Origin of the sequence: Rhodovulum visakhapatnamense (assembly GCF_004365965.1) — a bacterium.
Lineage (GTDB): Bacteria > Pseudomonadota > Alphaproteobacteria > Rhodobacterales > Rhodobacteraceae > Rhodovulum > Rhodovulum visakhapatnamense.
The window spans coordinates 1-13,943 of sequence record NZ_SOEB01000039.1; the positions used below are offsets into that span (position 1 = coordinate 1).

12 protein-coding genes and 2 pseudogenes are annotated in these 13,943 nt (G+C 67.3%); 6 read left to right on the forward strand and 8 right to left on the reverse strand.

Annotated features, from left to right (window positions below; all coding sequences use genetic code 11):
- Positions 1-450 precede the first annotated feature (450 nt).
- Positions 451-2,055 carry an ABC-F family ATP-binding cassette domain-containing protein gene (locus EV657_RS20010; RefSeq protein WP_134079557.1) on the forward strand — a complete coding sequence of 535 codons (1,605 nt, stop codon included), beginning with the start codon at positions 451-453 and terminating at the stop codon, positions 2,053-2,055.
- A gap of 328 nt (positions 2,056-2,383) precedes the next feature.
- On the opposite strand, the gene EV657_RS20015 is transcribed toward EV657_RS20010, so the two are convergent.
- The 3 genes from EV657_RS20015 to EV657_RS20025 all read right to left on the reverse strand — a co-directional run bounded on the left by EV657_RS20015 (position 2,384) and on the right by EV657_RS20025 (position 6,758).
- Complete coding sequence (locus tag EV657_RS20015) at positions 2,384-3,445, reverse strand: siderophore-interacting protein (protein ID WP_134079559.1); 1,062 nt, start codon at positions 3,443-3,445, stop codon at positions 2,384-2,386.
- 89 nt (positions 3,446-3,534) lie between these two features.
- Positions 3,535-4,620: a TroA family protein gene (locus EV657_RS20020; protein ID WP_134079560.1), complete on the reverse strand. Its 1,086-nt coding sequence runs from the start codon at positions 4,618-4,620 to the stop codon at positions 3,535-3,537.
- On the reverse strand, positions 4,614-6,758 hold the full coding sequence (locus EV657_RS20025; protein WP_134079562.1) for a TonB-dependent siderophore receptor: 2,145 nt from the start codon (positions 6,756-6,758) through the stop codon (positions 4,614-4,616). The genes EV657_RS20020 and EV657_RS20025 overlap by 7 nt, the downstream gene beginning before the upstream one ends.
- 158 nt (positions 6,759-6,916) lie before the next feature.
- On the opposite strand from EV657_RS20025, the gene EV657_RS20030 reads away from it, so the two are divergent.
- On the forward strand, positions 6,917-7,558 hold the full coding sequence (locus EV657_RS20030; RefSeq protein WP_134079563.1) for a TetR/AcrR family transcriptional regulator: 642 nt from the start codon (positions 6,917-6,919) through the stop codon (positions 7,556-7,558).
- Positions 7,559-7,772: 214 nt separating this feature from the next.
- Complete coding sequence (locus EV657_RS20035; protein ID WP_134079565.1) at positions 7,773-8,117, forward strand: hypothetical protein; 345 nt, start codon at positions 7,773-7,775, stop codon at positions 8,115-8,117.
- Positions 8,118-8,184: 67 nt separating this feature from the next.
- Here the strand turns inward: EV657_RS20035 and EV657_RS20040 are convergent, their stop codons facing one another.
- The gene (locus EV657_RS20040) at positions 8,185-8,808 is read right to left on the reverse strand and encodes an RNA ligase family protein (RefSeq protein ID WP_243627930.1); all 624 of its coding nucleotides are present in this window, start codon (positions 8,806-8,808) and stop codon (positions 8,185-8,187) included.
- A 496-nt stretch (positions 8,809-9,304) separates the two neighbouring features.
- The gene (locus EV657_RS20045) at positions 9,305-9,925 is read right to left on the reverse strand and encodes an exopolysaccharide biosynthesis protein (protein ID WP_042465595.1); all 621 of its coding nucleotides are present in this window, start codon (positions 9,923-9,925) and stop codon (positions 9,305-9,307) included.
- 292 nt (positions 9,926-10,217) lie between these two features.
- On the opposite strand from EV657_RS20045, the gene EV657_RS20050 reads away from it, so the two are divergent.
- The gene (locus EV657_RS20050) at positions 10,218-11,102 is read left to right on the forward strand and encodes a DMT family transporter (protein ID WP_208323326.1); all 885 of its coding nucleotides are present in this window, start codon (positions 10,218-10,220) and stop codon (positions 11,100-11,102) included.
- A gap of 13 nt (positions 11,103-11,115) precedes the next feature.
- Here the strand turns inward: EV657_RS20050 and EV657_RS20055 are convergent, their stop codons facing one another.
- The 3 genes from EV657_RS20055 to EV657_RS20065 form a co-directional block, all read right to left on the reverse strand.
- Positions 11,116-11,787: an SDR family oxidoreductase gene (locus EV657_RS20055; RefSeq protein WP_134079567.1), complete on the reverse strand. Its 672-nt coding sequence runs from the start codon at positions 11,785-11,787 to the stop codon at positions 11,116-11,118.
- Between the two features lie 102 nt (positions 11,788-11,889).
- Positions 11,890-12,294: a PIN domain-containing protein gene (locus tag EV657_RS20060; protein WP_134079569.1), complete on the reverse strand. Its 405-nt coding sequence runs from the start codon at positions 12,292-12,294 to the stop codon at positions 11,890-11,892.
- Entirely contained in the window at positions 12,284-12,514 is a 231-nt protein-coding gene (locus EV657_RS20065) for an AbrB/MazE/SpoVT family DNA-binding domain-containing protein (protein ID WP_075787106.1), read from the reverse strand. The genes EV657_RS20060 and EV657_RS20065 overlap by 11 nt, the downstream gene beginning before the upstream one ends.
- Positions 12,515-12,759: 245 nt before the next feature.
- Between EV657_RS20065 and EV657_RS20070 the strand changes: the two are divergent.
- Positions 12,760-13,253 (forward strand): annotated as a pseudogene (locus tag EV657_RS20070) (transposase); the annotation flags it as partial.
- A 54-nt stretch (positions 13,254-13,307) separates the two neighbouring features.
- A pseudogene (locus EV657_RS22390) lies at positions 13,308-13,802 on the forward strand (transposase); the annotation flags it as partial.
- Between the last annotated feature and the right edge of the window lie 141 nt (positions 13,803-13,943).

Below are 13,943 nucleotides of genomic sequence, written 5' to 3' on the forward strand. Positions count from 1 at the left end.
CATAAGATCTCGTGCCAAGCTGGTCTCCATCGCAGATGCCAGCTTGAATCATGCCCTACGCACGAGCGGAATCCCTTTTGTCAACACGACCTAGCGACCTTGCTACCACGCAAGGTTCGCAAAGTCCCGCTCTCCGGACCTTGGCGGCCTGAGTGCATGCTGCAGCGGAGATGAGCGGCCGCTTTCGTGATTCCGCTGGCAGCAGAGGCCGGGGCGCTCAACGGCGCCTATCGGCAGCGGAGCGCTCGAGCGGGCGGTCCGAGGCCCTCCGGCGCCATGCTGCGCCGCCGCAGGTCCGCTCCGAGCCCAAAAGCTCCGTTGGCTCTGGCTTGCAAAACCGCCGAGCGACCACTATCTTTTAAAGACATCCTGCAACTGGAGATGCCATCAACATGGACCTGAACCTCGCCGCATTCGCCCCTTCGACTTTGCTGCGAGAAGTTCTGTCCCATGCCTGCATCCGTTTCCCTCTCCGGTCTGTCTTGGTCCACGCCTGACGACGCGCCCCTTCTTACCGACCTCAACCTGACTTTCGGCTTGGAGCGCACCGGCATCGTCGGACGCAATGGCATAGGCAAGAGTACCCTCCTTAGCCTGATTTCCGGTGATCAGCATCCCGCTTCGGGGCAGGTCCGCGTGACCGGCTCCATCGCGATGATGCGGCAGGAGGCGTTGGAGCGGCCCGATGACATCATCACCGATCTCTTCGGCGCACGATCCGCGCTCGATCTGCTTGACCGGGCGGAGGCGGGGCTTGCCGATGCCGATGAACTGGCAGACGCGGATTGGACCCTGCCCGCGCGGATAGAAGGGGCGCTTTTGCGCTGTGGTTTGTCGGTCGGGCCGCAGACCCTCCTGGCGACGCTATCCGGCGGCCAGCGCAGCCGTGCCGCTCTTGCCGCCCTGATCTTTGCCGAGCCGGATTTTCTGTTGCTGGACGAACCGACGAACAATCTCGACCGGGACGGTCGCAAGGCGGTGATCGACCTCATCCGGGGTTGGACAGGTGGTGCGATCATCGCCAGCCATGACCGCGAGCTTCTGGAGGAAATGGACGCCATTGTCGAACTCACCTCGCTTGGCGCGTCACGGTATGGTGGGAATTACAGCGATTTCCGGCAGCGGAAGGAAACCGAGTTGGACGCGGCGGCGCGTGATCTCGCGCAGGCAGAGAAAGCCCGCGCCGAGGCTGCCCGTCGTGCGCAGCAGGCAAGCGAACGTAAGGCCCGCTCAGACAGTGCCGGACACCGCGCGCGCGCAAAGGGCGATCAGCCAAAAGTTCTGATGGACGCCGCCAAGGGGCGTGCCGAGACGTCGGGCGGTGCGGGTTTCCGGCTGCGCGATGCCCGGCGCGAGGCGGCAGATAAGGCGTTGTCCGCCGCCCGCGTTAAGATCGAAACCCCACAACTTTTGCGCATGGACATTCCCCCAACCGGCCTTGCCACCAGTAGAACGGTGCTGCGACTGGAGAAGGTGACCGGCGGCCATGACCCCGATCATCCCTTGATCCGTGATCTGTCGCTGACCGTGACTGGTCCCGAGCGCATTATCATTACAGGGCCGAATGGCTGCGGAAAGACGACGCTTCTGAAGATCATCACCGGACAGATCGTGCCGCAAAGTGGTCTCGTGGCGCTTTCGGTTCCATTTGCCCTGCTGGATCAGCATGTCCAGTTGATCGACACCGCTCTGTCCCTTCGCGATAATTTCCGTCACCTTAATCCCTTGGCTGATCCCCTTAACGCTCACGCCGCACTGGCCAGGTTCGGTTTCCGCGCTGCGGATGCCTTGCGTTACGCGGGAGAGTTGAGTGGGGGCGAGCGTCTGCGCACCGGCCTGGCTTGTGCCCTCGGGACCACCCCGCCGCCACCGTTGCTGATCTTAGACGAGCCGACCAATCACCTTGATCTTGATGGTATCACAGCACTTGAGGCTGCGCTGGCTGCTTATGATGGGGCAGTTTTAGCGATCAGCCATGACACGGCATTCCTTGAATCCCTCGCACCTGACAGAACGATTGAACTTGGGGCAGGCTCGACGTCATCTCGTTGCTGACGCTGACGGGCAGATACCGCGCGGCGCGCCGAATTCATAGCAGCGCACTTAGCGTGCTGACGAAGGCACCCCACGCCATACCCGCGCACCGCGATCTGATGCACCGCGTCCCGCTTGAAACCGTCACTGTAATTGCTTGTCCCCATGTCGGCCTCCTTGCCTCAAAGTCAGGGAGCAAAGCGTCTACAAATCTTGGGGCACCTCATTTTTCTGCTTTCTCTGACCGCTCGGTTTTGCCCTGTATCGCGCTGGGATACATTGCGCAGGTTCAGGACCCGGCCCTGCCGCATCCCGGTTGCGCGACCCGGGTCCGGGGCCGCGCCTCCGCTCAGCCGTCGTGGCCGTCGCGTCTGGCGTCGCCGCGCTGTCCGCGCCGCCAGTAGGTACCGATCTCTTTCCGCTCGGCGGGCAGGGCGGCGGCGATCCGCCGGGCCTCATGAACCAGCGCGTGTTCGGCGCCGACCCAGACCCGCGCTTCGGGCCGGGCGGCCAGAGCCTCGGCGAAGCACCCGGCGGCACTGGCGGCAAAGCGCTCTGGGCCCAGCAGCAGGGTTTCGAGCGGCGAGGCGGGCAGATAGCCGGCATCGTCCGGGCGCAGCGGCGCGATCACGCAGCCTTGGGCGCTGGCAGGCAGGGCCTCGAGGATCCGCAGGAGGGCGGGCAGCGCGGTGGCGTCGCCCATCAGGATCAACGGCCGGTCGGTCGCGGGGGGCAGGCCGCCGCCGGGGCCCATGATGCCGATCCGGTCGCCGGAACGGGCGGCGCGGGCCCAGTCCGAGATCTGGCCGTCCGGATGATCGACGAAATCGATCGCCACGCGGCCGGCCTCGGCGTCCAGCCCGAGCAGGGTGAAATAGCGCACATGCAGCCGGTCGGCGCCCTTCGGCCAGCGCGTGGCGCCATTGGCCGCGACCCCGGGCCAGACCGGGCTCCGGGCCCGGTCGGCGGGCAGCATCAGCTTGACATGGATGCCGTCGCGGGTCAGCGGCTCGAGATCCTCGCCCGCGAGATGGAGCCGGGTCATGCCCCCAATCGGGCGGGACCGCTCCAGCACCGTCAGCAGCCGGAAATTGGGCGGCGTCCGGTGGCTGTCGGCGCCGTCGTCTCCGGGCCAGCGCAGCTTGCGCGCGGCCGCGGGATCGGCCTCTTCGAGGTGATGCGCGACCGCCTCCTTGAGGAAATAGAGCGTGTTCGGGCTGACCGCCGACAGCCGGATCCGCATCCGCCCCGGGACGGTCAGAAATTCCAGCCGGTTGCCCTGGAAGGAAAAGGCCAGATGCCCGGGGTCGTCGATCTCGGGCGGGATGTCGTGGCTTTTGGCATGGGCCGACAGCGCGGCATGGGCGGTCTCGGCCCCGGAGAAGGCCAGTTCGGTTTCGACGTCGATCAAGGGAGCTCTCCTCTCAGTGCCTTTCGCAAGACCCTTTCCAGGGGCCTTGCGGGTGCCTTGCGGGTGCCGGAAGGGCAGGACAGATGCGCTCAACTCGCGTCCAGCGACAGCCAGAGCGGGCCGGGCAGGGGTCTGGCGAACCGGTCGTTCAGCTCGGCCAGCGTCCTGCCGGGACCGAGCTCCGCGCCGGTTTCGGGATGGAGCCAGGCGCCGAGGCAGTCGGCCAGCACCGGCGCCATCAAGGGCGCGGTCGCGAGCCCGGACCAGATGCCGTGGACCCGGCCTGCGCGCGTGGCCGCGCTGTCCTTCAGCGCCGGGCGGGCGGCGGCGCGGGCAAGGCCCTCGCGGCCCTGCTCCGGGTCCAGCCCCGGCGCGATCCCGGGTTGCAGCTCGGGGGCGAAGCTGCCGCCGGTGGCGATATAGACCTCGGGATCGAAGGCGATCAGGCCCTCGGGACCGAGCTTCGCGCCCCAGCCGTCCGACGCTTCCAGCAGATGGCCGCCCGCGATCTCGAAGATCCCGCCCCAGAAGGCATGGCCCGCGGCCCAGCAGCAGGTGTCATAGGTCGACATGATTTCCATGTAGGTCCGGGGCCGGGGCCCGGAGGTGGCGGCGCGGACCGCGTCGAAGCGGGCGCGGCCCCAGGCGGCCAGCTCGCGCGCCGCCTGGGGTCGGTCCAGCACCGCGCCCCAGAACCCCATCGCCCGGTCGAGCTTGTCCCCGGGCGGCAGCGCCCGGTCATGCCCGCCGGTCCAGGCCAGCGGAATTCCGGCTGCGCGCAGGACGCTTTCCAGCACCGATCCGCCGGGCGGCAGCATGTAGGCGCTGGCCACCACCAGATCCGGGGACAGCGCCAGGATGCCCTCGGCCGAGACGGTGTCGGGCGAGAGCTTGCCGACCACGGGCAAACCCTTGGGCGCCAGCCAGTCGGCGCGCCCCAGATCCAGCCGGGGCACGCTGGCCCAGCCCGCCAGCCGCTCGCCCGGCGCGGCGATCAGGGCGGCCATCGAGATCAGGTCGGTCGCGTCCAGAAGCACGATCCGTTCGGGGGGCGCGGGCAGCGCGACGCGGTTGCCCAGAACGTCGCGGGCCTCGATCCCCGCGCCGGCCCGGGCCAGCCGGGGGGCCGCCAATGCCGCCGCCGCCCCGGTCAGAAATCCGCGTCGGCCTACCATGTCTTGCGCAGCCCGACGGTGACGATCCGGCCCTCTCCGTACTGGCAGAAATAGTCGTAGCTGCAGCTGGAATAATAGGTCTCGTCGAACAGGTTGCGGACGTTCATCGTGGCCTCCAGCCCGGCCAGAGACGGGTTGCGCGCCCCCAGATCGTAGCGGATCGCCAGATCGGCCAGGGTATAGGACCCGGATTTCAGGCTGTTCGCGTCGTCGCCATAGCTCGATCCCACGAAGCGGACGCCGCCGCCCAGTTCCAGCCCGTCAAGCCTGCCGCCGAAGCTGCGGTTCAGCCAGAGCGAGCCGAAATAATCCGGCACCGCCTGCGGCCGGTTGCCGATGATCGCGGCATTGGACGAGGCCCGTACCTCTGTATCCAGAAGGGTCAGCGCGCCGATCAGTTCGAGCCGCTCGGTCAGCTTGCCGCGGCCCTCGAATTCCACCCCGCGCGAGCGGATCTTGCCGGTCTGGATGAAATAGCCCGGCACAGCACCCGGGGTCAGCACATCGGTCTGGTCGATGCTGAAGGCGGCCATGGTGAACAGCGCGTCCATGCCCGGCGGCTGATACTTGATCCCCAGCTCCCATTGCTCGGATTCGGTGGGCACGAAGGGATCGCCCGCGGCATCGACGCCCGAGGTCGGTTCGAGCGAGGTCGAATAACTGACATAGGGCGCGGCGCCGTTGTCGAAGAGGTAAAGCAGGGCGGCGCGGTAGGAGGTGTTGTCGCTGCTCTGTTCGGTGGTGGTCCCGCTCAGCCGGTTCAGGCTGTCGGTCTCGATCCGGTCATGGCGCAGGCCCAGCACCGCGCGGAACCGGCCGAAGGAGAGCTGGTCGGTCAGGTAGATCCCGGCCTGCCGGGTGGTCTGGTGGCTGTCGGTCATGGTCGTGAACGGACCCGAGACGCCGCCATAGACCGGGTCGGTCACGTCGAGCGGCGCGGCCGTGGTGTAGGAATACTGCCAGTCGCTGTCATTCCACAGCAGATCGGCCCCCGCCAGCAGCCGGTGCGAGACCGCGCCGGTCTGGAAGCGGTATTCCAGATTGGTGTCCCAGTTCAGCGCCCGCGCCGTCTCGTCCGAGATCAGGGCATTCCGCGCGAGCATGCCCGATGCGTCGAGCGGCGCGCCCATCTGCAGGCCCTTCATATCCGCGTCGATCCGGCCGTAGCGCAGTTTCGAGCGCAGCGTCAGATCGGCCGAGAAGGCATGTTCCAGCCCGGCATTCAGCGCCCATTGGGTGCGTTCGAAACTGTCGAAATCCGGGTCGCCGACGTTCAAGTCGCGGTCGAGATAGCGGGCATAGGCCGCGGGCGCGGCGCCCTTGGGATAGATCGAGTTGAAATAGCCGCCTTCGGGGTCGTCCTGCCAGTAGCCGCCGAAGGTCAGCCTTGTATCGGCCGAAGGCTGCCAGACCAGGACCGGGGCGATCGCATACCGTTCCTCGTCGACATCGCGATAGCGGGTGTTCGCGCTGCGGCCGATGGCGGTCAGGCTGTATTGCAGGGTGCCTGCCTCGTCGAGGGTGCCATGCTGCTCGAACCCGGCCTGCGCCCGGTCATGGGTGCCGTATTCCAGCCGCGCCTCGCCGCCGGTGCTGCCATCGGGGGCGCGGCTGACCATGTTGACCAGACCGCCGGGGCTCGACGGCCCGTAAAGCAGCGCCGAGGGGCCCTTGAGCACATCGACCCGGTCCAGCAGGAACGGATCGACGGCGGGCTGGGCGAAGGCCTGGCCGCGCGGCAGCCGCAGCCCGTCGAGGGAGCTTACGAATTGCGACGAGATGCCGAAGCCGCCGAAGCCCCGCAGGAACACGCTGTCATAGCGGGTCGAGGCGTCGATCTCGGACAGCACGCCCGAGGTGTAGCGCAGCGCCTGGCCCACGGTCTGGGTGTTCTGGTCGTCGAACTGCTTGCGGGTCAGCACGGTCAGCGCCTGGGGCGTCTCGACCACCGGCGTGTCGGTCTTGGTGGCCGAGCGCATGTCCGGCAGCGCGTAGGAGCTCGACGTGTCGGCCACGTCGGCCTGCAGCACGATGGCCTCAAGCGCGTAGGCATCGTCCTGTGCGGCGGCGGCGGTTGCGGCCGTGCCGAGTGCGGCCGCCAGTGCCGCGGTCGTCCTGCCCAAGGTTCCTCTGTCCATCCGGCATCTCCGTTCCCTGAATGTCGAAGCGGCGTTAGCAAAACGGGACGATCACGTCCAGTTAAAACCATAGTATTTTTGTCGGAATATCGGGATGCTTGCCGTCCGGCCGGAAAATTGCCCATAAGGCGGCTGAACTTCCGGAAGGCCGCACGGGAATGACGACAGCCAAGACCCCGCGCCCGGCGCGCGCCGGACGCCCGACCAAGCGTCAGTCCGAACGGATCGCGGCCGAGATCGTCGCCCGGGCGCGCGAGTTGTTCATCGCCCAGGGCTTTGCCGCGACGACGATGGAGCAGGTGATCGCCGCTTGCGGTATCGGCAAGGACACGCTTTACCGCCGTTTCGCCACCAAGGAGGAGCTGTTCGCCGCGGTGACGCAGAGGGCGCTGGAGCGGACCGAGGCCTGGTTCGAGGCGGTGGCGGCCGATTGCCCCGAGCGCCCGCTCGACCGGGTGCGGCATCTGGCGCGCTGGTTTCTCGATGCCAATCTCGACCCCGAGCTGCTGGCGCTGAAGCGCGAGGCCTTCATCGAGGCGATGCGGGCCCGGCCTCTGGTCGGTGCGGACCCGTTCACGCCGAAGCTGGCAGAGGCGATCCGCGCCGCCGCCGCCGCGGACGAGCTTGCCGCCCCGGATGCCGATTTCGTCGCCGACCAGCTGATCGCGGCCCTGGTGCTGGGCCCCAGCAACGCGGCCCTGATGGGCGATGACGCGCTGGCCGATCCGGCTGCGCGGGACGCCTGGTTCGACCGCGCCTGGCGGCTTTTCGTCGAGGGTGCCGCGCCCGGCCGGGGCTGACCCTTGGGGGCGCGCCGTCAGGGCGGCTCAAGGCGGTTGGAACGGCTCCGCAAGCGTGATGCTCCGCGCGCCGCTGCCGGTGTCGGGCGGGATGGCGGGTCCGGTCAGGCCGTGGCCGTCGCGGATGCGTCGGAGATGTCCTGATCCGGATCCGGGGGCAAGCTCGCCCGCGGGAGCTGTGGTTTGGAAGATGGGCGCCGGTTGGGGCCTGGCCTTGGCTGTGAAACGGCGCCTCGAACCGGGGCCGGGCTTGTCGCTGGCGGCCGGGGCGGGTCGGCCTGATGACACACCCCTGTTCTGGTTCGGGTTCGACGCGGTGCCGGGCGATCACGGCGCTCTGCCGAGGCAAGAGGCGCCCGGTTGCCGGGCCTTCGCCGTTGTCATCAAGCAGCGGATCACCCGCTCCGCCTGTCCGGTCGCGGCGGTGACGGCGGCGTTCAGCGGGCTTGCGCATCTGCCCGAGCGGCCCGGGTGCCGGTCGCATATCGAGTATGCTTGCTGTCTGCAGCAGATCGTCCGGGTCCGGTCCGTTGGCCGAACCCGGCTTTGCCGCCCCTAAGCCAGGCGTTGCTGACCCGAACCAGACCTTCGAGCTGTGAGGCCCGGAGGACGGTGTGAAGCTGCCGTCAGGAGTCAGCTCGGCCATTGGCGATAAGCTCAGCCTTCATCCAGTGGATTTCCGACTGAACATGTCCTTCCCTGACATATTTTCCCATCCGCCTCGGCATGTCGCTTTCTGGGAACGAACCGGCGATCCTTGCCACAAACCCCTCTTGCCTCGACAGGTCGAGGGCCCGCGCCAGATCCTCGAACAGACCCGTGCGGTAGGCGCCCCGATAGAGCGTCGCAACAGGCTGGATGCCCAGCTCCTCGAAACGTGCCTGCGTCAGGTCCCAGGACTGGATTTCATCGCCAACAATCCACGCGAAGCCGAGGAAATACGAAGGCAACGCATCATAGGCGACGGAATGACGGGCATAGAGGTTCTCGCCGACAATACGTTCGCCCTCTGCCAGATAGGGAGAAATCCCCGCCGCGAACGCCTTGAGCCAGTCTCGGGAAGGATGGTAACGGCTGTCAGGGCTGCGCGCATGTGAGCCGCCAGCGTGAATCGTCGTATTCTCACCGTCCATCTTTTCGGTGACGACGAGGTCTTCCGCCATCAGGCCTTCAAGCGAAGACATGACCTTGTCGTCGCTGGTGGCGCCGGGCGAAAATGGCAGGTGGAATGTGCGACCATACTTCTTCAAGCGCCCAGCATAGCACGATGGCCGACTTGCGGCCATGGCCTCATTCCGGACCGTCGCTGCGTTTTCCGTGAACGACCGCTTTGCTCCGCGCCCGGCCCATGAGCGGGTCGTCCTGCTCAGGCGAAGGGGATCAGACTGGCTTTCGTCGGCACGGCCCCGGCCCATAGATCCTGTCCGAATGACCCCCGGCCTGTTTCGCCCTGCGCGAACCTTCTGCCCTGATCGGCGATGATCGGCCTCGGGGCCGCGCCGATGCGCCCTTCGGATAACGATCATCGGGGCGGGACGGCATCGATCTGAAATCCGGGGCGGCAAGGCGGCATGAACGTCGATATTTCAAGCGTCTGGTTCTGATGCTGGCGCTAGAGCAGGAAGGACACATGCCCTGCCGGTTCCGGTGCTGTTTAAGGCGATGCGGAAACCCGCGCCCGAAGGACAGGGACCGCTGGCGGGCAGGACCGGCGTGCCGATCGGGTGCGGTCCCGGCCGGGGGCGGCTACGGGATCACCGCCTCGGCGCTGGCGGCCAGCGAGACCACGATGGCGACGGTCAGCAGCACCGAGGCCGCGCCCATCACAAGCCCCCAGATCGTGACCCGGCCATCATGTTCGACCATGCCGACGCCCGCGACGAACAGCGAGATCGCCGGGAACCAGCCGCTGCCCGGCACCGGCAGGAACAGGGTGAAGGCGATCACGAACAGCGCCGCCCCCAGCGCGCGTTCGTTGCGGCGGCGGAACAGGGCGGGGTTGCGCGGCCTCAGAACCCGCTCCAGCCGCCGGGTGACGGGGCGCAGGCGCAGCACGGTGCGGCGCAGCTTGTCGTGATCCAGCCGCAACCGCGCCAGCGGTCCCGGCAGGCGGACATGGCGGTAGCCCAGCATCATCTGCGCGGTGGTGACCAGCACCGGCAGAGCTGTCACCAGCGAGGATCCGGGCGGCAGCGGCAGCATGGTCATGAGCGCGAACACCACCACCGCCCAGCCGAACGAGGTCTCGCCCAGCCCCGACAGCAGGCTGCCGAGGGTCAGGTTGCCGGCATCGTGCTGATCCCGCGAGGTCCGCAGGATCGGAAGCGACAACGAAACACGTCGCCGGGAGCCGCGATTTCTGTTCATCAGGATATCCTACGCGGGCCGCTGTTACGCGATATCGCCCCCGGATGCCATGACTTGGATTGCGGGCGCGGGCAAGTGTTTGCCGGGCTGGCGGGTTCCCGCACACGACCGGGTGCGTCGCAGGTCTTTTCCGGTCCGATCCCGGCGGATCGCCCCCGATTGTCCCGATGTACGGGGGCGGCGGCGCTGGGGGGCGGCTTCGACCATGACAGCGAAGCGCGAGCGGGCTAGGGTCGTGCCGCTGGGGAGGACCCCGGAAACGGGCCGGAAGGCTGGTGAAGGGAACGGACGAATGACCGGAACGGCGGCAACCATGGCGGGGCGCGACCCCATGGCGGGAATCGCTGCGATGTGCGCGGGCGTGGCCTGCCTTTGCGTCAATGACGCCTTCGCCAAGGCGCTGACCGAGGGCTATTCGCCGGTCCAGATCCTGTTCCTGCGCAGCCTGATCGCGCTGCCTTTCGCCGCCGTGATCGCGGTCGGGACCGGAGGGCCCCGTGCGCTGGTGTCGCGCCGTCCGCTGGCGCATCTGGCGCGGGGCGGGCTGGTGATCGTGGCGGCGCTGATGTTCTTCACCAGTTTTCGCTATCTGGGGCTGGCCGAGGCAACCGGGCTGATCTTCGTGGCACCGATCTTCATCACCGCGCTGTCGGCGCTGGTCTTGCGCGAGCCGGTGGGCTGGCGGCGCTGGCTGGCGGTGGCGGCGGGCTTTGCCGGGGTGCTGATCGTGGTCCGTCCGGGGGCGGCGGCGTTTCAGCCGGCCTCGGTGCTGCCGGTGCTGGCGGCGCTGTTCTATGCGGTGCTGATGCTCAGCGCGCGCTGGCTCGATGCGCGCGAAAGCGTCTGGACTATGCAGCTTTGGCTGGTCGGCAGCTCGGTGCTGCTGAGCGGTCTGGCGGTCGGTTTCGTCTGGACCCCGGTCCCGGCGGGCGATTTCTGGGCCTTCGGCTGCATCGCCCTGTTCGGCACGCTGGGCATGACGCTGATCACCCAGGCATTCCGGATGGCGCCCGCGGTGGTGATCGCGCCGCTGGACTATACCGCGTTGCTCTGGGCCACCGGTTTCGGCTGGCTGTTCTGGCAGGAGGTTCCCGACCGCGCGACGGCGGTGGGGGCCGCGGTCATCGTGGCCAGCGGCGTCTTCATCATGATCCGCGAAAGGCGGGCGGCGGGCTGAGCGCCGGCCCCTCTCAGCCGGTCGGCATGATATGGATTTCGCGCAGCTCGGCGCGGGGGTTCTGCTCCAGCGCATAAAGCACCGCATCGGCGACATCCTCGGGCCGGATCTTGTCGGGCTTGGGGCTGTCGAAGAACGGCGTGTCGACCATCCCGGGCGAGATCACCGTGCAGCGCCCGCCCCATTCGCGCATCTCCTCGGACATGTTGCCGCCATAGCCATGCACGAACCACTTGGTCGCGGAATAGATCGAGCCCTTGATATGGGTCCGTCCCGCGGCCGAGCCGGTCAGCACCAGATGCCCCTTCGTGCGGCGCAGATGCGGCAGGGCGGCACGGGCGGTGAACAGCACGCCCATCACGTTCAGATCGACCATCCCGCGCCAGTCCTCGGGATCGCCCGCCTCGGTGCCGGGCCGTTCGAGGCCGCGCCCGGCATTGGCGAAGGCCGCATGCAGCGCGCCGAAGTGTTCGACGGTACGGGCCACGGCTTCCTCTTGCGCGGTCGGATCGGTGGCATCACCGGGCAGGGCCAGCGCCGCCGCGCCCAGCTCGGTTGCCAGCGCGTCCAGCTTGTCGGCCGAGCGCGCCATAAGCCCCACCGACCAGCCGCGGGCGACGGCGGCGCGGGCGGTGGCGGCGCCGATACCGCTGGAGGCGCCGGTGATGAACAGGGTTCGGGTCATGCTCTGTCTCCTTCGGGTCTGGGCCAGGACCTGTGGCGCGGGCTGCGGGAGGCAAGACCTGGCCCGCCGCCGCGGCGGTTCCGACCGGGCGAAGGCGTCTGCTCAGGCGGCGTCGGCGAAGGGGTTGACGATCTTAAGACGCCCCTCGACGGTCAGCCCGTCTTGCATGTCCTCGGACCAGAGCCTGGTGCAGCCGCTGAGAAGCGCCGCGGCGACGATCATCGAATCGCAGACCGACAGCTTGTAGCGGGCGGCCAGCGCGCGGCCGACATCATGGGTGTCGACGGTCAGCTCGACCGTCTCGCAGAGATCGCGGATCCCGAACAGGAATTCGCCCGCCTCGTCATGGCTCATCCGGGCCTTGCGCAGGCAGTTCACCAGCGCCTCGTTCAGCACCTGGACGCTGATCGCACCGCCCTGGGCCAGCAGCGCCTCGGCCCGGTCGGCCTTGGGCCCGTCGTCCAGCAGGTAGAGGATGACATTGGTGTCGAAGAAGTCAGCGGCCATTGGCCGCGTCGCGGCTCAGCCGGTCTTCGGGCGCCAGACGGCCGCGAAACCGGCGCAGCCCCGACAGCACCTCATCGGCACGGGGATGGCGGCTGACCGCAAACCGACCCTCGCCCGAGGGCTCCAGCTCGATCCGGTCGCCCTCGCGCAGGCCGAGGGTCCGGACCAGATCCGCGGGCAGGCGGACAGCAAGCGAATTTCCCCATCTGGCGATCTGCATGGCAGCCTCCGTCGCGGCAGGTTGGATAGACATTGGCGAATGTATATCATCCGAGCTCGTGAGACAAGTCCCGAGGCTTGGTCCCGAGGCTTGGGCGCGGCGCGATGAAGAGGGCCTCCTCGATCCCGGGGCGGGTCCGGTAGGTTTCTGGCGCATTTCTGGCGTGGGTCCGGCGCCTCGTGACCTGCTCCCCTGAAATGTCCTCGTTTTGAGGTTAGCCTGTTCTCCAGACGAGGAGACAGACGATGAAGAGAAACCGTTTCAGCGAAGAGCAGATCATTGGCATCCTGAAGGAGCATCAGGCCGGGCTGGGCGCGAAGGAACTGTGCCGCAAGCACGGCGTCAGCGACGCGACCTTCTACAGGTGGCGCTCGAGATATGGCGGCATGGAGGCGCCGGATGCCCGGCGGCTGAAGGCGCTGGAGGCCGAGAACGCGAAACTGAAGAAGATGCTGGCTGAACAGATGCTCGATGTTGCGACGCTGAAGGACATGTTGGGAATGGGAGCAGGCGAACGCCATGCGTTCGAGTGAGCCTGCGGACGCTTCTAAGGCCCGGTTCGAGGCGGCGTGCCGTGGACTGGGTCATGAAGGAGAAGAGCTGCTCGCGGCGGCGAGCCTGTGCGCTGGCCGGGATCGACCCGCGCGTGTATCGGCGGCAGCCGATCAGGCCGGAGGACCGGGAGTTGCGCGAGCGGCTGCGGGACCTGTCCGGCGAGAGGCGGCGGCTCGGATTGAGGTGCCCCCAGATTTGTAGACGCTTTGCCCCCTGACTTTGAGGCAAGGAGGCCGACATGGGGACAAGCAATTACAGTGCCGATTTCAAGCGGGACGCGGTGCATCAGATTGCGGTGCGCGGGTATCCGGTTCGGGAGTTTCCCGGCGTTTGGGCGTCAGCACGCATTCTCTGTACAAATGGTTGAAGCGGTTCGGTGATCCGGCGCCAAGGAAGCCCGACGTTGATCATGAAGCTGAGAACCGGCGTCTCAGGCGTGAGCTGGCGCGGGTGACGGAGGAGCGCGACATATTAAAAAAGGCGGCCGCGTACTTTGCGCAGAATGCAAAGTGAAGTACGCATTCATCAGCACGCACCGTGGGCAGTTTCACGTTCGGTCCATGTGCCGGGTTCTGCGGGTCCATTTCAGCGGCTTCTACGCATGGCTTAAGAATCCGTTAAGCCACCGTCGCGGGAAGATATCCGTCAGACCGAGCTGATACAGCAGGCCTCGGCCGACAGCGGCAAGGTCTATGGAGATCGCAAGCTGACCGACGATCTGCGCGACCAGGGTGTCCACTTAACCTTCTTTCCATGCTATTTTGGGAAAGGAGGACCCGGTGCTCTGTTCCCTGAAAACTGGACCGTTTGAAGCTGGAGTTTTCGGCTAATCTTTCCTGGCTGGGAGAGGAGCGGAAACGCATGAAGGCATCGA